Origin of the sequence: Actinoplanes siamensis, from assembly GCF_016862395.1 — a bacterium.
Taxonomy (GTDB): domain Bacteria; phylum Actinomycetota; class Actinomycetes; order Mycobacteriales; family Micromonosporaceae; genus Actinoplanes; species Actinoplanes siamensis.
Genome location: NZ_BOMW01000089.1, coordinates 1 through 20,718, shown reverse-complemented (window position 1 = coordinate 20,718; position 20,718 = coordinate 1). Strand labels below are relative to the sequence as shown.

The 20,718-nt window shown below is 65.0% G+C and carries 22 protein-coding genes and 1 pseudogene; 15 read left to right on the top strand and 8 right to left on the bottom strand.

Features of this window, described 5'->3' with window-relative positions:
- Nucleotides 1-106: 106 nt before the first annotated feature.
- Together Asi03nite_RS39050 and Asi03nite_RS35035 are read right to left on the bottom strand one after the other, a co-directional pair.
- A pseudogene (locus Asi03nite_RS39050) lies at nucleotides 107-190 on the bottom strand (GntR family transcriptional regulator); the annotation flags it as partial.
- Between the two features lie 77 nt (nucleotides 191-267).
- Nucleotides 268-555 carry a hypothetical protein gene (locus tag Asi03nite_RS35035; RefSeq protein WP_203684817.1) on the bottom strand — a complete coding sequence of 96 codons (288 nt, stop codon included), beginning with the start codon at nucleotides 553-555 and terminating at the stop codon, nucleotides 268-270.
- 509 nt (nucleotides 556-1,064) lie between these two features.
- On the opposite strand from Asi03nite_RS35035, the gene Asi03nite_RS35030 reads away from it, so the two are divergent.
- The 5 genes from Asi03nite_RS35030 (at nucleotide 1,065) to Asi03nite_RS35010 (ending at nucleotide 5,931) form a co-directional block, all read left to right on the top strand.
- The gene (locus tag Asi03nite_RS35030; RefSeq protein ID WP_203684816.1) at nucleotides 1,065-1,931 is read left to right on the top strand and encodes a winged helix-turn-helix domain-containing protein; all 867 of its coding nucleotides are present in this window, start codon (nucleotides 1,065-1,067) and stop codon (nucleotides 1,929-1,931) included.
- Complete coding sequence (locus Asi03nite_RS35025) at nucleotides 1,928-2,635, top strand: HAD family hydrolase (protein ID WP_203684815.1); 708 nt, start codon at nucleotides 1,928-1,930, stop codon at nucleotides 2,633-2,635. The genes Asi03nite_RS35030 and Asi03nite_RS35025 overlap by 4 nt, the downstream gene beginning before the upstream one ends.
- Nucleotides 2,632-3,456 carry a phosphotransferase gene (locus Asi03nite_RS35020; RefSeq protein WP_203684814.1) on the top strand — a complete coding sequence of 275 codons (825 nt, stop codon included), beginning with the start codon at nucleotides 2,632-2,634 and terminating at the stop codon, nucleotides 3,454-3,456. The genes Asi03nite_RS35025 and Asi03nite_RS35020 overlap by 4 nt, the downstream gene beginning before the upstream one ends.
- Nucleotides 3,457-3,862: 406 nt before the next feature.
- Nucleotides 3,863-4,942 (top strand): nucleoid-associated protein, encoded by a 1,080-nt coding sequence (locus Asi03nite_RS35015; RefSeq protein ID WP_203684813.1) that lies wholly within the window; start codon nucleotides 3,863-3,865, stop codon nucleotides 4,940-4,942.
- Between the two features lie 2 nt (nucleotides 4,943-4,944).
- Entirely contained in the window at nucleotides 4,945-5,931 is a 987-nt protein-coding gene (locus tag Asi03nite_RS35010) for a RelA/SpoT-related domain-containing protein (protein ID WP_203684812.1), read from the top strand.
- Between the two features lie 12 nt (nucleotides 5,932-5,943).
- On the opposite strand, the gene Asi03nite_RS35005 is transcribed toward Asi03nite_RS35010, so the two are convergent.
- Nucleotides 5,944-6,477 (bottom strand): SLATT domain-containing protein, encoded by a 534-nt coding sequence (locus tag Asi03nite_RS35005; RefSeq protein ID WP_275409522.1) that lies wholly within the window; start codon nucleotides 6,475-6,477, stop codon nucleotides 5,944-5,946.
- A gap of 229 nt (nucleotides 6,478-6,706) precedes the next feature.
- Entirely contained in the window at nucleotides 6,707-7,849 is a 1,143-nt protein-coding gene (locus Asi03nite_RS35000) for a hypothetical protein (protein WP_203684810.1), read from the bottom strand.
- A gap of 804 nt (nucleotides 7,850-8,653) precedes the next feature.
- On the opposite strand from Asi03nite_RS35000, the gene Asi03nite_RS34995 reads away from it, so the two are divergent.
- From Asi03nite_RS34995 to Asi03nite_RS38700, 6 genes are all read left to right on the top strand, one after another.
- Nucleotides 8,654-9,568, top strand: coding sequence for an oxygenase MpaB family protein (locus tag Asi03nite_RS34995; RefSeq protein WP_203684809.1), 915 nt, complete (start codon nucleotides 8,654-8,656; stop codon nucleotides 9,566-9,568).
- A gap of 625 nt (nucleotides 9,569-10,193) precedes the next feature.
- Entirely contained in the window at nucleotides 10,194-10,571 is a 378-nt protein-coding gene (locus Asi03nite_RS34990) for a YbaB/EbfC family nucleoid-associated protein (RefSeq protein WP_203684808.1), read from the top strand.
- Nucleotides 10,568-10,894 carry a type VII secretion target gene (locus tag Asi03nite_RS34985; RefSeq protein ID WP_203684807.1) on the top strand — a complete coding sequence of 109 codons (327 nt, stop codon included), beginning with the start codon at nucleotides 10,568-10,570 and terminating at the stop codon, nucleotides 10,892-10,894. Before Asi03nite_RS34990 ends, Asi03nite_RS34985 begins: the two co-directional genes overlap by 4 nt.
- A complete protein-coding gene (locus tag Asi03nite_RS34980; protein WP_203684806.1) occupies nucleotides 10,891-12,084 on the top strand; it encodes a hypothetical protein in 1,194 nt (397 codons plus the stop codon). Before Asi03nite_RS34985 ends, Asi03nite_RS34980 begins: the two co-directional genes overlap by 4 nt.
- A complete protein-coding gene (locus Asi03nite_RS34975) occupies nucleotides 12,081-12,338 on the top strand; it encodes a hypothetical protein (RefSeq protein WP_203684805.1) in 258 nt (85 codons plus the stop codon). Before Asi03nite_RS34980 ends, Asi03nite_RS34975 begins: the two co-directional genes overlap by 4 nt.
- Before the next feature lie 28 nt (nucleotides 12,339-12,366).
- Nucleotides 12,367-12,498, top strand: a complete 132-nt coding sequence (locus Asi03nite_RS38700) for a hypothetical protein (RefSeq protein ID WP_275409521.1) — start codon at nucleotides 12,367-12,369, stop codon at nucleotides 12,496-12,498.
- Nucleotides 12,499-12,593: 95 nt separating this feature from the next.
- On the opposite strand, the gene Asi03nite_RS34970 is transcribed toward Asi03nite_RS38700, so the two are convergent.
- Complete coding sequence (locus Asi03nite_RS34970; RefSeq protein WP_203684804.1) at nucleotides 12,594-15,857, bottom strand: S8 family serine peptidase; 3,264 nt, start codon at nucleotides 15,855-15,857, stop codon at nucleotides 12,594-12,596.
- A gap of 835 nt (nucleotides 15,858-16,692) precedes the next feature.
- Between Asi03nite_RS34970 and Asi03nite_RS34965 the strand changes: the two genes are divergently transcribed.
- Together Asi03nite_RS34965 and Asi03nite_RS34960 are read left to right on the top strand one after the other, a co-directional pair.
- Complete coding sequence (locus tag Asi03nite_RS34965; RefSeq protein ID WP_203684803.1) at nucleotides 16,693-16,959, top strand: ribbon-helix-helix domain-containing protein; 267 nt, start codon at nucleotides 16,693-16,695, stop codon at nucleotides 16,957-16,959.
- Nucleotides 16,960-16,970: 11 nt separating this feature from the next.
- On the top strand, nucleotides 16,971-17,348 hold the full coding sequence (locus tag Asi03nite_RS34960; protein WP_203684802.1) for a type II toxin-antitoxin system VapC family toxin: 378 nt from the start codon (nucleotides 16,971-16,973) through the stop codon (nucleotides 17,346-17,348).
- Between the two features lie 167 nt (nucleotides 17,349-17,515).
- Here Asi03nite_RS34960 and Asi03nite_RS34955 read toward each other — a convergent pair whose 3' ends face one another.
- Nucleotides 17,516-17,875, bottom strand: coding sequence for a site-specific integrase (locus tag Asi03nite_RS34955; RefSeq protein WP_239103153.1), 360 nt, complete (start codon nucleotides 17,873-17,875; stop codon nucleotides 17,516-17,518).
- Nucleotides 17,876-17,927: 52 nt separating this feature from the next.
- Here Asi03nite_RS34955 and Asi03nite_RS34950 point away from each other — a divergent pair, with 52 nt between their 5' ends.
- The gene (locus Asi03nite_RS34950; RefSeq protein WP_203684801.1) at nucleotides 17,928-18,749 is read left to right on the top strand and encodes a DUF1707 SHOCT-like domain-containing protein; all 822 of its coding nucleotides are present in this window, start codon (nucleotides 17,928-17,930) and stop codon (nucleotides 18,747-18,749) included.
- Nucleotides 18,750-18,768: 19 nt separating this feature from the next.
- Here Asi03nite_RS34950 and Asi03nite_RS34945 read toward each other — a convergent pair whose 3' ends face one another.
- Nucleotides 18,769-19,098 carry a type II toxin-antitoxin system HicB family antitoxin gene (locus tag Asi03nite_RS34945; RefSeq protein WP_239103152.1) on the bottom strand — a complete coding sequence of 110 codons (330 nt, stop codon included), beginning with the start codon at nucleotides 19,096-19,098 and terminating at the stop codon, nucleotides 18,769-18,771.
- Nucleotides 19,095-19,346: a toxin HicA gene (locus tag Asi03nite_RS34940; protein WP_239103151.1), complete on the bottom strand. Its 252-nt coding sequence runs from the start codon at nucleotides 19,344-19,346 to the stop codon at nucleotides 19,095-19,097. The genes Asi03nite_RS34945 and Asi03nite_RS34940 overlap by 4 nt, the downstream gene beginning before the upstream one ends.
- A gap of 498 nt (nucleotides 19,347-19,844) precedes the next feature.
- On the opposite strand from Asi03nite_RS34940, the gene Asi03nite_RS34935 reads away from it, so the two are divergent.
- Nucleotides 19,845-20,642 (top strand): class I SAM-dependent methyltransferase, encoded by a 798-nt coding sequence (locus Asi03nite_RS34935; RefSeq protein ID WP_203684800.1) that lies wholly within the window; start codon nucleotides 19,845-19,847, stop codon nucleotides 20,640-20,642.
- Nucleotides 20,643-20,718 lie beyond the last annotated feature (76 nt).

Sequence of the window (20,718 nt, the reverse complement as noted above, 5' to 3'; positions counted from 1 at the left end):
CAAAGGCCCGGCGGGGCAGCGATGAGCGACGCTGAGGAACGCCGAGGACAAGCCGACCCTTGCCCTGTACGCCTTCGAGGTAGCCGAGTTGGCGCAGGTACTCCAGAGCGCGGACCACTGTCGATCGGGATGCATCGAACTCGCGGACGAGCTGGGACTCACTGGGCAGCATCGATCCCGGCGGGTACATGCCTCGCTCGATCCGCTGTTGCACCGCGTCGGCGATGTGCGCGTACTTCGCAGGTACCGGCTCGATCGGCATCCCGGTTACGCTCCGCGCCGCTCGGCATTGACGCCCGGGTGGCAGGCGGCGACGTGCACCAGGCCTTGTGTCCATCGCAGCCGGTAGCCGCCGATGAGTTCGTCGCCTTCCAGCCAGATCCACAGGCCGCCGTACCACTGGGAGATGTCGAGTCGCACCCGTTGCACGAGCAGGACTAGGACGCCATCGCGATACCGGCAATCACCGGCCGGAACCTTGAGGACCCGGCCGACGAGTTGATCAGCCGGGACCGGCAGGCGCGGCGGGGTAGAGATCGACAGAATGCCGGTCACCAGTGGTGACCTTTGTTGGCGATGTGCGGACCGGCCGCCGTACGTCCCATCGCGCTCGCAAGACCGAAGTCGCGAACTGGCGTGCAACGCAGGGGTAGAGGATTGCGGGCCGGCAGTTCAGGCACCAGCCGTCCGGGCCGGGTTGATGATCGGCGTACAGGCGCCGGGCCAGCCGCCAGATGAGCGGGCTGGCGCAATCGGTGGGCGGGTTGATCGGCGGTGTCTGCCCGCCGGCATCGAGCGGTTCGGGCATCACCGGACCTCCGCAGCAGCGTGGAGAGGCACCGAGGCGGGCATCCCTGGCTGGGATATGAAGACGCGCCCGCCTCGGCGCCGACCGCCCTCGCCAGAACAAGGTCAGCCGGGTGACGCTCGGCGATCAAGTCGAATGAGGACTGATTTGACTGGCTTGGCTAGCCATGTCGACCATAAGAGGTGCCGCTAAGTGCGCGCAACCCTCTATGACCTGAAATCCCTAACCTGGCTAGCCAGGCCTTAAGCTGTCCGACGTGAACGTGGAAGCTCGCGACCTCGACGACCTGGAGCCGGACGACGCCCGCCCGGCCTCACAGCAGATCGCCAACGTGCTGCGCGCGGCGATCCTGACGCGTCGCTTCGCCCCAGGTGAACGCCTGCCCTCCCAGAACGATCTGGCCGACCGCTACGGCGTAGCCCGCGAGACCGTCAAGTCCGCGCTGCGCATCCTGCGCGACGACCGCCTGATCGTCAGCCGGCAAGGGAGTGGCGCGTTCGTCCGCGCCCAGACCGACCGCCCGGTCGGATTGCGCCCGCACATCGAGGCCGCATTCGAGCAATCCCACATCACGCTCGACTTCGCCGGCTTCTCCAGCGAGACCCTGCACGGCGCCATCCAAGAGCCGCTGGACAAGATCCGCGCCGGTCGCCTCACGCCCGAGTCGATCGCGATCCGCATCCTGCTCCCGGACCTGACCCAGCCCGCGGTGGTCCCCTCCCGCGCCGAGCCGGCCGGCGACGACCCCGCCGTCCGCCAACGCGCCGCCCGCATCGCCCGCCGCCACACCGAGGCGATCGAGGAGTCCGTCAGCGAGCTCGCGACGCTCGGCCTGGTTCGCAACGCCACGACCGAGGTCCGCGCGTACGGCACGACGGTCCTGTCCAAGCTCTACATCATCAACCGCGACGAGGTCTTCTTCGGCTTCTACCCAGTCGTCCGCAACACCGTCTCGATCGACAAACAGCCGGTCCCGATCTTCGACGTCCTGGGCAAAGATGTCCCGCTCTTCCACTACGTCATCACGGGTGACGAAGGCGACGCTGGCGACCAGTTCGTCCAGCAGTCCCAAGCCTGGTTCGACAGCATCTGGACCACGATCGCCCACGAGTACACGCCGTGAACCTCACCGACCTGCTCACCAACGCCGACTGCCTCCTGATCGACTTCGACGGCCCCATCTGCTCCGTCTTCGCCGGCTACCCCGCCCGCACCATCGCCGAGGAAATGCGCGCCCTCGCGCAGCAGCTCGGTGGCGCCGACCTGGCGCAGCCGTTCACTGACCTGCCGTTCGACCCGCTGGAGATCCTGGTAGCGGTCGCTGCGGTCGCCGACGAGAACCTTCTCCGCGAGGTATCGGACGCCTGCCGCGACGCCGAGGTGAAAGCCGTCGCGTCGGCTACTCCCACGCGTGGAGCCGCCGACGTGCTCCGCGCAGCTCACGCCGCCGGCCGCTCGGTCGCCATCGTCAGCAACAACAGCGGCGAAGCTATCGAGGCGTACCTCCACCAGCACGATCTGCTCCGCTGCATAGACGGCATCGCTGCTCGCTACGACGGCATGGACCCGCGCCTGCTCAAGCCGAACCCGTACCTGGTGGAACGCGGCCCGACGACCGCCCGTGCCAGCCGAGACACCGCCATTTTCATCGGCGACTCGGTAACCGACATCGAAGCAGGCCAAGCCGCCCACATCCCCACCGTCGGCTACGCCAACAAGCCCGGCAAACACCAGCGACTCACCGATGCCGGAGCAGACGTAGTGATCGACTCCATGCACGCCATCGCCAAGGCGCTGCACACCGTCCCCACGATGCCGACCCGATGACCGACCAACTCACCCTGCCGGCACACGTGCTGGCCAACATCCAACGCCGCTGGCCAGACATCGCCGATATATGGGCCGCCAACGTCCACGAAGAGTTCCAAACCCTCTGCGACCGCTACCAGGCAGCGCCCCGCCGCATCCTCCCAGCCCGCTACGGCTTCGTCGCCGCTGTCGACACCCCACACGGCCCCCTCGTACTCCGTAGCAGCCCAGACCCGCGAGGCCGCGAGCAGGCAGCCGTAGCAACTGCGCTCGCTAACCTAGGCGCCGGACCCCAGATCCACGAGGCCGTCACTACTGATCACGGGACCTGGACCGTCGTCGATCGAGTCCTACCAGGTACCCCCCTCAGCCGAACAGACCCGGCAACCGTTAGCCCGCACGCAGTCTTCGCGCCGCTGGCGATGATGCGTGACCAGCCAGCGCCGCTGCCGGACATGCCCTCAGTGCTGGACTGGCTCCGTGCCCGGCTCGAAGACGGCAACCTGACCGACCTGCGTCCGGGCACCACTGTTGCGCCGGCCGGCGAGCGGAAATCGGCGCTCGCCCTTTTAACCGACTTAACTCATGACCACGTTCCAGGCCTCTGCCACGGCGACGCCTCTAGCGGCAACATCATCGCTAGCGGCTCATATCGTTGGATGTATATCGATCCACGCGGCATGAGTGGTGAAAACGCATACGACGCCGCCGTCTTGGCGATCCGTATCGTCTCGGTGTATCCCTTCACGAAGGTTGAGCGCCAAATTGGCGAGATGACGGATGCTAATCCTGATCGTGTCCTTGCATGGATGACGGTCGCAAAAGCGGCGCGGGTCTAGCCAAACCGACAGCTCGCCGTCACCTATCGCCCTACGGCTACTGCGCGCTGCGATATTAGGCACTGAGCGGAACCTGCCCAGACGCTGGCGAGACCTGGCTCGGTCACTAGGGTGAGTGCCGTCTTCGCAGCGGTCTAGATAGAGCGACAGCCACCCCTCTGGCGGCATACGCAGGTGACTGTCTCGCCGAGTTGAGCCAGGCGCACGATGCGCTCAGCCAGTGTCAACTATGGACATTCGGCTCGTTGTGACAGGACAAACTTATGATCACAGAAGGATTGCCGATGGCTACTGTCAGCTATCGGACACGCTGGATCGACAGTTGGCAAGATAATGGGCCCTCCTTGCCCTGGGCTCAGAGCCGTCCGCGATCGACTCGCAGCCTTCTACTCTTTAGGGGTCACTGATGAGCGCCTCTTTTCGCCGCCTAGAAGTTACTCAGGTAATCATGCATATCGTTCCAAAGGCGAAAAAAGGAGACGACGCAGCGGAGCCACTTCAGCTTAGCGATGCAGCCTGCAACCTTCAGGATGGCGTTCGCGAGGAGCTTCAAGCGCGAATGCGTCTGCAGCTCTCATCGGCGGGACGCGAGGTTGCGCAGGATCCGAATACCGTGTCAAAGGTGCCTGGGATTATCTCAAATTTTCTCACGGCATCTGGTGGCGATTTCGTATCCACTTCGCGGCAGCTTGCGACCGCGTTGCGAGAGGTGCAAACCGGTATTAATTCAGGCGGAATGCTGCTTGTTGCAGATTGCAGGCTTTCTGGTGTGCCGGGAATTCTCATTGTGAAGTTCGAGCAGGAGCGTGGCTTACGTGCCCAGCCCACGAATGAGAACGGTCAGAAGGTTTTCGACATGGAATATCTTCGCGACCTGTTCTTGACCAGCCGCTCGCGCGTGTTCAAGGTAGGGCTATTCGCGCGCTCGGGTATGGCAGAGGGAATGTTGAACGGTTGGGTTGCTGATAAGCAGGGAGCGAGTGGGCGGGTTGCCGCATTCTTTCTAGAAGATTATCTCGGATGTCGCCATCTCGAAGAACCGCAGGAAATTACAAAACGCTTTTTCGAGACGAGCTTCGAGTGGATTAACACTCGGGTAGTAAATCCAAGCTCCCGGGGAAGGTATGCTATCGCCATTATGGCGGAGATGCAAAACCAGAATCCTCAGTTGTCTACCGATCGTTTTGCGGAGGTCAACATGGATGCTGATGGGGATGCGGACGATTACTCCAACTATCTGGAGTCGCGAAATGTGCCAAAAATGTTCAACAAGGATAAAGGCCTAATTGCTAGCCGCATAGATAGAATGCAGTTCAAATTTACGAGCGGTGCTGTAGTTTACTTCCCTCTCTCGGCGCTTGAGGATGGGAGTGTCGATGTCGAAGAATTAGACGACATGCGCACCCAGATCACTTTGGTGGGTGAAGCTAAGGAAGCTAGGCCGCGAAGCGATCAATCCAGGCCGAGTGCGAGTGAAGCTGAGTAGCCGTGTCAACTATCATAGAGTTAGCCAGGGAGCGGTATGCCAGAGTCCGTCCCAGTTACGAATTAACTGCTCAAAATCTGGTTACTGAGATTCGCCATGGAGCGATCAGTAAAAACCTTGATTGTGTTGTCGAAGGGCGAGCGAAGGAGGTCAGTAGCTACGTCCTGAAAGCACTGAGCAGCAAAGACGTTGTGGATCCTTGGGCGGACGTTTATGACAAGATCGGTTTGAGGATCGTAGTCGGTCACACGCTTGACCTTGACGTGGCTTGCGATCTCGTGTCCGAGTTGTTCGGTGAACCCGTGTATGTGACAGACGACCGTCGGATGGATATTCCTGACAACGAGCTGAGGTACCCGAGGCTTCACCTGCAAGTGGCCGTTCCTCCTGGGCTCGATGCGTCCGATGGCGTGGAAGGCAAGCCGACTTGCGAAATCCAAATCCGTACCGAAGCGGCTAACCTTTGGTCGCGAATGTCGCACTCATACCTATATAAGCCTTCTTCACGGTTGCCAAAAGTTGTCAGACGGTCACTGTATCGTCTACTTGCGCTGGTGGAGCTGTACGACAGCGAAGTAGAACGGGCGGTGAGGGCCATGGCGAACGACCGCGATCGGAACCTAAACCTGCTCGTCTCCCAGTTGGAACGTATCTTCTATGCGTTCTGTGCAGCTGATTATGACGCAGACTTGACCCGCAAGGTGTCGGCCGTCGTTCTCCAGTCTGTGCGCGAAAGCGAACGGGCCGCGTATGCAAATAAGCTAGGTCAATTTGCTGCGGAGATGCGAGCCGATCTAGAGAATGTTTACCGAGAGTACGGTCCGGGAAGTACTCCGGCGGCACTCGGAACATACTTGATGGTCAGCCAGCCGGAGAGCGTCGCCATATTTGAGCGACTCTCGAATGCCCCAAGAACGTTGAGTCAAGTTTGGAAGAGTAACGGAATTCCGGAGGATTTGCTACAAGATATGAAGGGTGTCTGGGCGTAGCGCCATGCAATATTAGGCGGCGGGTAGAGTTTCCGGCCTCTTCTGCTTGGTCTGATCCCGTAGAGCTAGAGTTCTGAGCGTCCTTTTGTAAATTCGACGCGAAACAGAGTCTCCCTCGTTGCTAATCCTGTCAAGTTCGGAGCGCACGTCGCTCAAAACTTGCTTGGCGTCACCGCGGCTTGCCTTGGTTAAAGCGAGTATTGCCTCGATTTCGCGTCGGATTTTTCCATACCGCGCGCCGAGATTTTTGTGCCTCTCTGCGCGTTCGAGGTAACGAAAGTGGAGCTGTAATGCAGCCAGCGCTGCGGCGAGAAGCGTTAGTGAGCCGAACCAAACCTTGGTTGTGGCAGCTACGGAGTTAGTTATGTTGGCAAAAGTAGCGGTTCCTAGAACGGTGGTAATTAGAAGAACGGGAACGGCTATAACGTAGTGTGCCCGGCGAAAGTATTTCGCTGCCTCGTACTGCATGTGCTGTCCTTCGCGTGTTCGTCGCAGCCAAACGCGCAGTATTTTTTCTGCCCCATCCCAGTCGGCGCTAGGTGGCATCGAGGCTCCCTTTGTCATCGGACCGGACCGGCTCCGAATAATATACCGTACTGTCGATGTCACCAAATCTTGTTGGCGGTAACGGTGGACCGATTCGCCGTGAGGTTGCCGTATTGCCGAATTGGTCTCCTATGGATCAAGGCGCCGCGCAAGCGCGGCGCTGCCGGCCGGGCTCGGCCTGCTGGCGGCGCAAGCGCCGGCATCGGCCGGCCCGCCGGCATTGTGTTCCTCAGTCCAGCGGGATCAGCTCGCGATTGCGAGTCAGGCGGACTGCCGAGTCGGTGTCGTGCCGACGCAGTACCTGCCTGATCAGTGCGACACCGGCGTCCAGGCTATCGACGATGCCGATACTGAACCAGACTTCGGTCAGCCCGCGGCCGGGAGTCGAACTGGAGCCGACGGATTCCGCCCAACCGCGGTCGGCCTCTCGCAGCGTTCGGTCCAGGTCGGTGCGTACCGCGACCGCATAGGAGTTCGGTCGACCCTCCATTGGCAGGTGCAGATCGAGCAGGTAGCGGCGAGAGTTTCGTAGCGGGCTAGGGCCGAATCGTGCCGCGATGAGTGAGCCGCGGGGCGCGCTGGTGCGCTCCTCGTCGATCCAGCACTGCTCCGCTGAATTTTCAGGCATGGGCAGGCTGGCTGCTGCAAGGGTGGCTTCGGCCGCAGTCACCAGTCTTGCCCATGCAGTGAACGGGAAGCTGCCGCCGGGACAGCGCAGGCTGTACAAGTCCCGATCGGCGTTGTTCGCTTCGTCCTGCTCAACTGTCCAGACACCGTCGTCGCCATGGCGCCATGCCACCCCGTTGTGCCGCCCGTCGGCTCTGTGCAGCCAGTCTCGGGTTTTGGGCCACCACGGTTCGGCTGGCACGGGCCGATCAAAGTCGATGTCCAGCGTGGGTGCCATGGGGTCGACCCCGACTTGGGGTGCGCGCGGCGGCCCGAAAGCGGCGTCCATCATCGGGGTGATTGCGTCAAGGTCATCACCGGCGTCGAGGACGACGAATCGAGCGGCGAGGGCCAGGACAGGCCCAGGGTGTCGAAGCGTATGGTCGAGGGTGGCAGCGGCTCGGGCGATCAGGTCGAGCTCAGCCCACCGCAGCGCGTCGGGATGCCAGTGCGCCTCGTCGTCCCATCCCAACTCCAGTGTCTCAGGGCTGTCAGGCGTGCGCATCGCCAGATTGACCATGTGGAGTCCGACGCAGATGTCGAGGGTGAGGGCGTAGCCGCCTCCGACCGGAAACTCCACGACGATCGATTCCTCGTCGTCTTGGACATCCTCGCCTTCGTCTTCGATGCCTTCGTCTTCGAAGAAGTAAGCTCGCCAGAAGCTGGGGTCGTTCAGGCGTGCTTGGAGATCAGCGGGCAGAGGCATGCGTGGCAGCCTAGTAGGGCGGGACAGGGTGGCCGTCTGGCCAGCTCTGTATAGGTCGCAAACTCAGATGACGTCCCGGCCGCTCTCGCCCTATGGCGCTCTCTACCACCGGCGATGCGTTGCCAGGCAGTCGTCTTCGTCAGCGAGATTTGGACTGCCGCGCCGCTTCGCGGCTTGCCACCGAATAGGGTGGGCGCGGTGGTGCCGTGGGTTGCCGAACGCCGGCACTGGCGGTCAGTGCCGGCGGGCTGCGGGGCGGGCGTGCGCGAGCAGGGCGCAACCAAGATCGAAGAGTCCGCAATCAGCCCGCACGAGGGCCGCAAACGTAGCGGAACGCTGTCAGATCATGGCAAGCGTTTCCGCAGCTCGGCGGACGTTTGTGCCAGTAGATCGACTGCGGTTTTCGATCTCATAATCCCTCGGTCGCGGGTTCGAGTCCCGCCCGCCCCACATTCAACTCGCGTGCGAACCACCACCCGGCGATTCGCTGTCGTCGGCTGTTGGTGAAGCGCCGGAGACGGTTCTCTATCCTGCGCGGGTGTCTTCGCTCAGTGATACCGAGCTCGATGCCTTGGCCGCCGAGGCGGTTGTGGACTGCCATGACGAGCACGAGCAGCTCAGTGGTCCCTTCACCATGATTGAGGACAGTCCGGCGGTGCCGTTCGGCGCCGAGGTCCTTCGCCTGGCAGGTGGAGGTTGCCGGTGCCTACACCCAGCCGGAGAAGGTCTGTACTCTCGCCTCCGTCACGGTGCCACCCACCCCGGCCACGAGCCCTCCACCTCTGACCTCGGGAGCAACCGTCAATGACCGCCCGATACGACAACCTCACGCGGACTCGTGCGCTGGACCCGGAGCGCGACTACCTGTCCATCTACCAGACGATGTTGCGCTACGAATTCCCGTGGGACATGAAGCTCGGCCTGAACTTGGCGTTCAACCGGTCCTTCTCGCTGCCGGAGATCGCCGCCGTGCACACCGCGACCGGCGAGCTGACCGAGCGCACCCAGAAGCGGATCGACGACACCGGCGTGCTGATGTACGAGATGGTACTCAACGGCTTCGACCAGTTCCGCGGCCGTGAGGCGCTGCGGCGGATCAACCAGATCCACCGGCCGTACGGCATCTCCAACGACCATTACCTGTACGTCCTGGCTTGTCTCATCATCATTCCGACCCGATGGCTGGACCGCTACGCCTGGCGGCGGCTCTGCTGCCATGAGCGCCGCGCCACCTACCTGTTCTACCGGGAGCTGGGCCAGCGCATGGCCATCACCGACATTCCCGGATCCTACGACGAGATCGAGGCCTGGTTCGACGCCTACGACGCCACTCACCTGCAGCCCAATGACGACGCCGCGGCCATCGAACGCGCCACCCGCCAGTTGATGCTCAACCGCATCCCACCCGTGCTCGCCCCGCTGGGGAACACGCTCGTCAGTGCCATGTACGACGACAATCTCAGGGCCGCTACACGGGTGGCCACGGCAGTGTGGCCGGTGCGCGCCGGGCTGCATGCCGGGCTCCGGACGAGAGCCCGCATCCTGCGCTGGTTCGGCAAGCCCAGGGCCACCCCGAGGTTCAGCGACGGGATCAAGACCAAGACCTACCCCGACGGCTACGAGATCGGCAAGCTCGGCCCAGCGCCGAACGACGCGCCGGGTCGCCCGAACCCGGACACCGTGTCGCCCGATTCCCGTGATGCGACTGGCAGCCGCTGAGCACGCCGACTCGCCGCACGGGCTGGCCGCGGTGGCGGCGCTGCGCCGTGTCGCCGCCCCTGGCGAGTGGTCGATGCTGGACGGCACCCTGGAGATCTTGTCGGAGAGCCAGGGTGGCACTTCCGCCGTGGCGATGGGTCTCAGGGGGCGAGCTGCTCGATCGTCATGCCGACGTCGCTGCGCGGACGACGCGGGTGCCGGAGACGGCGGGAAGTGGAGGCATCAGGCAGCGACGGTGACGGAGAGTTCGCGGGGAACTCCGAACTCTTCGATTAGCCCGGTGAGTGCCTCGCGGAGGTCTGCGCGATTCCGCGGTCACGTGTCAGAGCGATTCCAGGACCGCTTTTCTGCCGTGTGAGCTGGTCAAACGTCCCCGTAGCGGTGTGCCCGGGACGAAGGTGGGGTGGTTCGCATGGTGCAACGTCCGGCCCACAACCCGGTTGACCAGTGCATTGATGGTCGCCGAATGTGGCATTGGGCGACCAGGTGTCGTTTGCGTGGTGAGCCGGTTCCGGAGGCATGGTCGGGGCGGCGGCTCGGGATTCTGAGATTCCGGGCTCGGGCGTCTTCTTTGCCTGGTGCGGTGTCGATAGCGTGGGCTGGTCGGCGGTGAAGGTGGGCGCCAGTGAACGATCTTGACGCTGGTGAGCAGTGGCTGGATTCGTGGGTGTCGCAGGTTGATGCGCGGGCCGAGCGGAGTGTCGAGTTGTCGCGGCGTGTGGCGGCGTTGACCGGTTCGGCGGAGGGCCGTGGCGGGGCGATCCGGGTGACGGTCGGGTCGTCGGGCCAGATGGAGACCCTTGACCTGGACGATCGGGTGCACGAGTTGTCCAGCCCGCAGTTGGGTCGTGAGATCGTGGCGATGATACGGCGGGCGCAGGCCGTGTTGTCGGCGCGAGTGGACGAGCAGGCGACGGTTGGTGCGGACAGGGAGGCCGGCCGTGTGGTGATCGATGCGTTCGACGCCAGGTTTCCGGTGCCGGACAGGCCGGACGAGCGATGAGCGCCGGGATGCGGTTTCCGGCGGAAGTGGTGCGGCAGCACGCGACCGCGGTCAGCGAAGTCGCTGAGCGGATGGCGGTGGCTCGGCGAGCGGTGCGTGACGTCAGCATGGACCGGCAGGCGTACGGGGAGATCTGCCAATTTTTACCCGGCTTGCTAAATCCGTTGTTCACCGGTGCGGTGGATGTTTTGAACGGTGCGGTGGACGCCTTGTCGGAGACGGCGCTCAAGCTCAATGCCACAGCGGCGACGATCGAAGCCACTGATGTCGACAGCGCTGGCCGGTTGACCGAGGCGGGCCGAGACCCTGAGCCGCTGTTGTGAGCGACAATCCGCTGGTCGCGCGGGCGCAGAGTTCGAATACCTGGTCTACCGGGCTGGGGCTGGTCGAAGATGCCCGGCAGATCAGCGACGGCATCCGGAACAACAGCTGGGTCGATGCCACGCTCGGCGGGGTCGGTGGGAGCTTGGATGCCTTGGCGGCGGCGGTCGATCCGCTCGGCTCGCTGTTCGCCTGGGGTGTCGGCTGGCTGATGGAGCACGTCAAACCGCTCAATGATGCCCTGGATTGGCTTGCCGGTAAGCCGGACGAGATCGCCGCGCATGCGGCGACCTGGCGCAACGTCTCGGCCTCTGCCGCGGAGACCCACCGGCAATATGCGGCTGCGGTCCGCGCGCAGACCACGGACTGGTTCGGCGCGTCCGGCGACGCTTATCGCGCCCATGCTGGTGAGCAGCTCGCCGCGGTCGACGGGATAGCAACCGTGACGAACGCGATCTCGTATGCGGTCGAAGGCGCCGGTCTATTGGTCGGGCTGGTCCGCGAGATCGTGCGGGATCTGGTCGCCCAGTTCGTCGCGACGCTCGCCGTGCGGTTGCCGCAGTGGCTCGCCGAGGAGGGCGTCACACTGGGCCTGGCTACTCCGGTGGTGGCCGCTCAGGTCGCCACCCTGGTCGCCAAGTGGGTCAACCGGATCCAGCACTTCATCCGGGCCCTGTTCAACAGCCTGCGCCGCCTCAACGGCAAACTCGACGAACTCGCCGGCATCCTCGCCCGGCTGAATCAGTTACTCGCACGACTCAGCCGCAGCGAACCGGCAAGCTCGGCAGCACCGCGTGGCGTGAGTTTGTACTCGCGGTCCGGCGCATTGTCGAATCGTGAGGTTCTTGAGCAGAATGTCGGTTTACCGAGAACCGTGGACACCGTTCAGCGCTATGCCGAAATGGCTGGCGTTGATTTTCGGGGAGTGCCGGTCGAAGTCGTCGAGAACGCCGACGATATCGCCTACCTCGATTTTCAGGGTGCTGTGGCCAGAACTGACTCGCTCGGCGTCCAGCTGGGCCCTGCGGCGTTCCAGGATGAGGAGACGTTGGTACGGACTCTCGGGCACGAAAGCGTGCATGTCCGCCAGCACGAGGATGGCCGGATCACGACCACGACGGGACCCCTGGAGGATGAGGCATACGGCGCTGAGGAAGGCTTCGTCGAGACATGGAGGAGGAACCGCGCATGACCCGGCTCACCATCGAGCGAGTGCACCGCTTGTCGAGCCGCCCTTGGCTGTTCGTCACCGGGCAACTGGAGGGTGACGCCCTACGCATCGGTGACGAACTCACGGTCTTGGACGGTGGCACGCCCTCCGGTCTGGCGGTAGTGAGGTCCATCGAACTGCACGCCGCAACGTCGAAGACCACGGTCGCCGTCGACGTAGACGTAGACGTCGTTGACTCTATTCGGGAAGGTGCGGTACTGGCCCGCGTCAGCTGAGCCGGTATACGAGAGCGACAGTCGGGCGGTGCCGTTCGGTACCGAGGTTCCCGGGGTGCCGCTGGTGGTCCGGAAGGTGGATCTGCGTTCGTCGGGGATCGTGGTGATCTGTCACCGTGGCCGGCTGCGGCAGGCGATCGGGATTCTGGACCTTCCGTAGCCTGATGGTGCGCACTGAATCGAGGCGTACCGGTGGTGGGCGCGGGCTGGCCGGGCCGAGCCGAAAGCGGCCCGGCCCGGTGTCACCCGACGGTGTCAGCGCAGGGCGTACGCCCGGATGACGGTCTCGGTGACGGTGTTCCCCCGCGTGTCGGTGGCGGAGACGCGCAGCGAGGCGAAACCGGTGCCGCGCGGGTGGTTGACCGTGACGGTCCGGCTGTTGCCGGAGCCGCGTACGTCGGCGCGGTGCCAGGTCTTGCCGTCGTCGTAGGAGATGTCGACCTTGACCGTGCGGGCCTTACCGGCCGTGGAGCCGGGCTGCTGCTCGACGGTCAGTGGGATGTCGAAGCGGCGTCCGGCGGGCGCCGCGTTGTTGACGTCGAGACGCGGGCTGAAGCGGATCGTCGAGATCGGCAGCCGCGTGTACGTCGTGTCGGGAACGTGTCCGGATCGGAACGTCCACGCCGCTTTCACCGAGGTGGAAAAGAGGTGCGGGGCGCCGCGGCTGGCCGCAGCCTCCAGCCGGTAAGTAGCCCGCCCGGCGGGCAGGTCGTACTCGGTCCCCTCGCCGATCTTGGTTTTGCCCCGGTAGAGCGCGACCACCTCACTGTCGCCCGTGGACCAGCCGGGGTGGCCGGCACCGTCACCGAACAGCGGGACGGCGGCGAACAGGTGGTCGCCCTGGCGGCTGACCCAGCCGCCCTCCCACGATGCCTGGGTGACGTTTGGGCCGAACACGGCCGTGTTCCATGACTGATGGTAAGTGTGGCCGGCACGGAACGTGGCAGCGCTGGCGGTCTGGTCGGTGATCAGCTCCGGGTGGTCCTGCTCGGTGGCGGCAGGCTTCTGCTGGGTGAAGTCGAGCACCCAGGGCGCCTCGACGCTCAGGTACTCGGTGCGGCGCGCGGGCAGGTCGAACGGCACGGCCGCCGCCCAGCCGCTGGATCGCTCGTCGAACTGGGCGAAGTTGCTCCGTACGCCATCGGCCCCGGTCGCCGACACCGAGTAGTCGGCCTTGATGGTGGCCAGGTCGCGCAGCCGCGGCTTCTTGGTGAGGCCGTTGAACATCTTGCCGCGCTGGCCGTACGCCAGGTCGGTGCTCCACGTGCTGTTCTCGAACGTGCCGGCCGGCCCCGGGTCTGCGAACGAGCCGTTGACACTGGCCAGGAAGTAGTTCTTGGCGACCGGGGAGGCCGGCGCCGCGGACAATGAGGTGAAGTCGGCGCCGAGCGTGGTCGCCCCGGCACCGAAATCGTCGAGCAGCCAATCCGCGTTTACGGCGGCGAGCACGACGCCCGCGCCGGCTTGCGGCGCGGTCACGGTGATCGGCTTGGCCTTACGGCCGTCGAAGGTGATCGTGGCGGGTCCGTTGACGACCAGCTCGGTGTGGGTGAGCATCGCGGTGGTCTCGGCCTCCGCATTGTTGATCCACACGAACGCGCCATAGGTGCCCTTCGGCAGGCGGAGCTTCTCGGAGCCCTGAGCCTGGTAGACGTCGTAGAACCCGGTGCCGTCCAGCTTGAACAGCGACGCGTAGTGGTCGAGGCTCGGCGTACCGTCCGGGTTGATCGTCTCGACGGTGACGTCGTAGCTTTCCACCTCGCGGTCGACGCCGATCGGCGTGACCACGCGGAGGCCGCCGGTGGCGGTGGCCACCAGGCGGTCGCCGTACAGCTTGTCGGCGAGCGCCGGGTTGCTGGTGTCGGCGGTGACCGTGGTACTGGCGGTGCCGCCGGCTGGGACGCTCAGGTGGGTGGCGGCGACGGTGAACGGCGCGGTCGGCGTGGACAGGGTCAGGTCGACCGCGGCCGTGCCCGAGTTGCGGTAGGTGACGGTCCTGGTGACCGGCTTGTCGTCGCCGTGCGGCCAGTACTGCAGGCCGAAGCTGAGGCTGCCCTCGTCGGCGGTGACCGTCTGGGTGATCTCCCGTGCCACGTCGACCCGGCCGGCGCCCTGGTCGAACGCGCTGACCCCGGCGGTCGGCTCGGCCGAACCCATCAGCGTGTTCTTGCGCAGGCTCGACGACCAGCGGGGGTGTTCCTGGGTCAGGATCGCCGCGGCGCCGGCCACGTGCGGGGTGGCCATCGACGTGCCGGAGAGGGCGACGTAGCCGTCGACCGGCGCCGGGTCACCGATGAATCCGTTCTTCGCCTTGGCGGCCACGATGTCCACGCCGGGCGCGGTGATCTCCGGCTTGAGGGCGTGGTCGCCGGCCCGCGGGCCGGTGCTGGAGAAGTCCGCCATCTGGTTGTCACGGTCGACGGCGCCGACCGACAGCGCCGCGTCGGCGGTCGAGGGCGAGCCGACCGAGTTCGGGCCGGCGTTGCCGGACGCGATCACGAACAGCGTGTCGTACTGCGCGGTCAGGTCGTTGACGGCCTGCTCGAGCGGGTCGATCTCGGGGGTGTCGCCGCCGCCGAGGCTCATGTTGACGACGGGAGCGTGCGCGGCCGCCCAGGCCATGCCGGCCAGGATCGCCGAGTCGTCGCAGAACTCGGTCTCGCACACCTTCCCGATCAACAGCTTGGCGCCGGGGGCGACACCCTTGTAGCGGCCACCCGACGCGGCACCGCTGCCGGCGATGATCGAGGCGACGTGGGTGCCGTGCCCGACCTCGTCGTCGGTGGACGCGGTGGTGGTGAAGTTCTCCGCGCCGACGATCTTTCCAGCCAGGTCCGGGTGGGTGGCGTCGACGCCGGTGTCGAGAATCGCGACAGTGACGCCGGTGCCGTCGTAGCCGGCCTGCCAGGCGGTCGGCGCGCCGATCTGCGGCACGCTGTGGTCGAGCGTCACCTTGCGCTTGCCGTCCAGCCAGACGCCTTGCACGCCGGGCTTGAGGGCTTTCGCCTTCGCCGTACCGCTGGTCAGGCCGGACCAGAGTGACGTGCTTTCGGCGGTGTCGACGCTCGCCGCCAGGGTTTTCACCGGGGCGATGTCCCGTGTCACCCGTGCTCCGCCGGCGGTGATCGCGCTGCGTGCGCCGCTCGCGCCGTTCTTGGCGTACGTCACGAGCAGGCGAAGGTCACTGCCGCCCTGGGTGGTGAGTTCGTTGACGTCGAAGAGCCGCTTGTCGAGCCGTCCGGCGCGCAGGAGTGCGAGCGCGTCGGACGGGATGACGTAGCGGTGGCCCCTGGCCGTGTAGCTCAGGAAGCGGATCCTGTTACGCCCCGGACCGGGCTGGATCGTGGCGGTCGTGCCACGAGTAACGACCCGATCGCCGGTGATCAGCGTGACCGAGCCGGGTTTCACCTGTGCGGGCGTGCCGGTGCTCGTGGACGGAGCAGCTGCCGCCGGTGCCTGCAACGCCCCGACGACCAGGGCTGAAGTGAGCAGAACGGCGGGCAGTCTTCGTCGACGCATCTGGTGCCTCCCCGTGCCGGGCCCATCCCGGCTCCACGATAGACACTGACAAATGGGTGCAAGCCCCTGAACTTGTCATGCGGAGAAGTCTTCGCCGCTCCGGGTGCCGGCCACTTACGGGGGGACCGGCTATCTGTGGCGCCACCGAAATTCCAAGACGGGCAAGCTCGGCCCGGCGTCCAACGGCGCGCCCGGTCGCCCGAGCCCGGAAACCGTGCCGCCCGAGTCACGTGGCGCGAGCCGCGGCCACTGGGCTCACCGACGCTGTCGCATCGAGCCATCAGTTGTCGTGACGCCGGCTCGTCGCTGCATCCACGACGGACGCCCATCAGCAGTACGCAGTGGCGGTTCACCTGCCCGGGAAGTGACTCCACCTCGATGTGTCGCCGGCGAAGTCGTCGGTATCGCCGCGGTGCCTGGTTGCGGTTGGGCGCCACTCGGCAGGACGGGCGCTTCGACTCCGCCGTGGGCGCTATCGCCTCGAAGATCAAGGGCTCGTGGCGGGAGCGGGGAGAGTTTCCAGCGGGCGCTTTGTTCGCGAGTTGACCGTCCGAGAGATCGGCCGTCAACCTTGAAGTTCCACGTCACTCGTCGCTCATTGTCGACGATCTGGCATACCGTGAACTGGTCAAACGTCCCGGTAGCGGGTTGCTGCTGACGGTGGTCGGGCGGTTCGCATGGTGCAACGTCCGGCCCACAACCTTTCAACCTGCGAATACTTGCGGGTCGAGTGAGGCATTGCGTAAACCGCCATCGTTGCTGATGGCTGTGGTTGCTCCGATCGCATCGTCAGTCAGCCTGTCAGGAGTCTGCCATACAAGAGTATGGTAATCCTATGGCGGTGAAGAAGGTGACGGTGACGCTCCCGGAGGAGCTGGTCGAGGCCCTCGGGTCGGCGGCGCGCGAGGATGGGGTTCCGCTGTCGCGGCTGGTGGCTAGCGCGGCGGAGAGTGAGCTGCGGCGCCGGGTGGGCCGGAAGGTCGTCGCGGACTGGCAGGCCGAGCATGGGGCGTTCACGCTCGAGGAACTCGCGGCAGCGCGGGCCGAGATGGCTGCGGCGGACGCGGAAGCTTTCGATGTCTCCGGGCCGGCGGCGGCGTGAGTATTCCGTACGTGTACGACGCCGGTGTGCTGCTGGCAATCGACGGCAATGATCGGCGGATGTGGGTCATCCATCATCTGGCGCTGGAAGAGGGACGCCGCCTGCTCGTGCCCGCCGTCGTCATGGCCCAGGTCTGGCGCGATGCCCGTCGTCAGGTGCAACTCGGGAGATTCCTGCACAGCTGTGAGGTGCTCCCGGTGGGGATGGAGACGGCGAAAACGGCTGGCGTGCTGTGCGGTAAGGCGGGGACCCGGGACGTCGTCGACGCCACGGTGGTGACGGTGGCACTGGCGTACGGGGCGATCGTGTTCACCAGCGATCCGGACGACATCACGCACCTGGGCGCGGCGGCCGAGGTCAAGCCGGGATTGGTCGTACGCCGCGTGTGACCTTGGCGGCTCAGGCATCTGCGGCTTTCACGTCTCGACGCTGCCGGCTCGCCCGTGAACTGGTCAAACGTCCCGGTAACGCTTCGCCGGTGACGGTGGTCTGGTGGTTCGCATGGTGCAACGTCCGGCCCACGTTCGGGAAGCGGCATTACCTGCCGCTTCCCTGCCTACGGCCGCCGTTCTGGGGCGTGGGTTTCGGCGGTGCGGGTCATTGTGTGCCCGACGTGAGCCCGGCGGTGCGTTCGCCCGGTCTTGCGGGGGATCAGGCGGGCCGCCGCTTCCACTGCCCGACGAGCTACCTCCGGAAGGACACTGGTGTAGGTGTCCGAGGTTAGTGAGAGCGAGGAGTGGCCGAGCATTTCCTGCACGACCTTCATGTCGGTTTCCTCGTTCTCGCCGCTGTTCTCGACGAGCTGGGTGACGACCGTCGCCGTCTGTCCGCCGAAGTCGACATCCTCCCAGCGCAGCCCGCATGCCTCGCCTCGTCGGAGACCGCGTAGGGCGACGAGGTGGAACAGGCCGTCCACTCGGGCCCGGATTCCGTGTCGGCGAGTTCGGGAGCCACTATGGTGAGCATCGATGAGCGAAGAGCCGCGGCCGGAGCCCGCCCGCGTTCGTATGTCTGATGCCGACCGTCAGGCGCTTGTCGAGCGTCTTCTTCGGGCGGCTGGCGAGGGTCGGCTGACTTTGAACGAGTTCGACAGGCGAGTGGCGGGTGTGCTTGCTGCCAGCAGGTTCGGAGAGGTCGAACCGTTTCTCCTCGACCTGCCGGGTGGAACGGGGTTTCCGCCCGCTCTGGAGCGGGCCCAGCTATGCACGACTGGCCGTTCTCTGAAGCGGGAGGGCCGGTGGGTCGTTTCCCGCAGGCTGCGGGTAACGAACAAAGCCGGCTCGGTAAAGCTGGACTTCACAGATGCGGTGGTACCGCACCACGTCGTAGAGGTTGATCTTGAGGTGTTCGCCGGTATCACAACGCTCGTGCTGCCACGAGGAGCAACCCTCGACGTCGAGCTAACAGCTGGCAACGCACGGGTACGGGGCGTGCCCACCTCGCCGATCGCCGGGCAGGAACGACACTTTGTGGTACGCACAAGGCCGGTGGGCTGGTCATCCGGTATCAGCGCGAGTTCTGGGGATGGCGCTGGTGACGCGGAAAGGCTGATGCTGGCCCACGCGGCGCTTCACCGCACGTGGGTCTTGATTTGGGCTTTATCCGCTAGCTCGAGAGCCACCAGCGGGGGTCTTCGATGGGGTGGATTCGATTGTTCGCCGGTTTCGGAGCAGCCGAGGCGGTGGGAATACCGGCTGGTCTGGACGGAGGCACGCCGACGCCCCCGGATGTCGAAGATCGAGTTGATCGCGGCGAAGATCCTGCGCGCGGATTTAGGAGCGCCGGCTTGATGACGGGCTCTTACGTTCATTAGGCGCCTGCCAGGCGTGAGGAGGCCAGTGCGTTGAGGGAGACGCCCTGTTCGGCCGCCCGGATGGCCAGACGACGGTGGACCTCTTCGGGTACGCGGACCTGGAACTTGCCGGAGTAGTGCCGGTCGGCGATGGCCACCGGCGGAGTTTCGCCGGAGGCCTCCATGTCGGCGACGATCTCTTCGGCGACGCGTTGGATGCCGATGAAGGCTTCCATGCGGTCCTCGGCGAGCCAGGAGACCGACGGCAGCTCGGCGACGGTGCCGACGTACTCGCCGTCTTCGGCTGACCAGTGGACTCGGTAGGTGTAGTGGTCCGCCACGCTCACGATCGTTCCCCCAGCTTCTCGACCGCGGTCAGCACCTGCTTGACCTGGTAGGGCTTTGCCTTGCCGCTCTTGTCCTGGATGTTGACCCGGGGGTCGCCGGGCCACGGCATCTTGAACACGTAGTGCGAAGTGCCTTGCGATCGTGGTTCTCCGAAGTAGTGCCGACAGACGAACAGCAGGTCCGCGAATCGGACGTTGTTCGGGTTCCGGCGCATCTCCGCCAAGATCTTCGCCAGTCTGTCCGCCACACCTCCCACGATACTCCGTTCAGTATCGCCGGTGATACTACGAACTTGGAGGAGGTCAATCGCGATGGGGTAATCGATAGGCCAAGGGCCAAGCCGTAGCTACTGCCGCGCCGCTTCGCGGCTTGCACCGAATATGGTGGGTGCGGTCATGCCGGGGGTTGCCGAACGTCGGCACCAGCGGTCAATGCCGGTTCGGCTGCCGGGCGGGCGGTGCGCGATCGGCGCGCAACCAAGATCGGATAGTCTGCAATCAGCCCGCACGAGGGTCGCAAATGTAGCGGAACGCTGTCAGATCATGGCAAGCGTTTTTGCAGATCGGCGCGCGTTTGCGCCAGTAGATCGACTGCAGTTTTCTATCTCGGTGCTCCTCGAGATGGCTCTAAGTGTTGGGGCCGTTGACGCCCTGTACCGCGACCGCGGTCGCGGAAACCGAGACCCGCAGGCTTCGCACCCCTTCGATAGCCCAGCCTGCGCGATTTGAAGGGATAACCAGCCAACATGGCCGACACCAACCGAGAAATGTTGCGCACCACGTTCGGCCAGGACGCCGAACTTTACGACCAGTGCCGTCCCACCTATCCACCCCAGCTGTTCACCGACCTCGCCACGCTCGCCGGTCTCGGTCCACACGCTCGGGTGCTGGAGATCGGATGCGGCACCGGCCAAGCGACCCTGCCCCTGGCACGAATGGGATGCCATGTCGTCGCCATGGACCTCAGCCCGGACATGGCCGCCGTCGCCCGACGCAACCTCGCACACTTCCCGAACGTCAGCGTCGTCGCGACAGCGTTCGAGGATTGGCAGACCTCGGACGGAACCTTTGACGCGGTGCTCTCCGCGACCGCGTTCCACTGGCTTGATCCCGAAGTGCGCATGATCAAGGCAGCTGACTTCCTGCGTCCCGGCGGAGCCCTCGGCATCGTCTCGACCCACCATATCGCCGGGGGGACGAACGCCTTCTTCGCTGACGCACAACGATGCTACGAACGCTTCGACCCCACGACACCGCCCGGCATGCGTCTGACCAGCGATGATCAGACCGTCGAGGAGACGGCAGAGTTCGAGCGTTCGGCCCGATTCGGGTCAGCCGAATTCCGGCGCTACGAGTGGCAACAGACCTACACCGCTCGCGAATACCTGAACCTGCTCATGACCTACTCCGGGCATCGCGCCATGGCACCGCAGGCACGCGCCGGCCTGTTCGAGTGCATCACCCATCTGATCGACGACGTCTACAACGGAGAAGTCACCAAGCAGTACCGGACCCGGCTCACTATCGCGCACAAGACACCGTGATTCGGCTGGGGGCGACGCGGCACGACACCCGCACGGTCACGGGACCGCCTGGTTCCCGGTTGCCGGTGACCGTGAC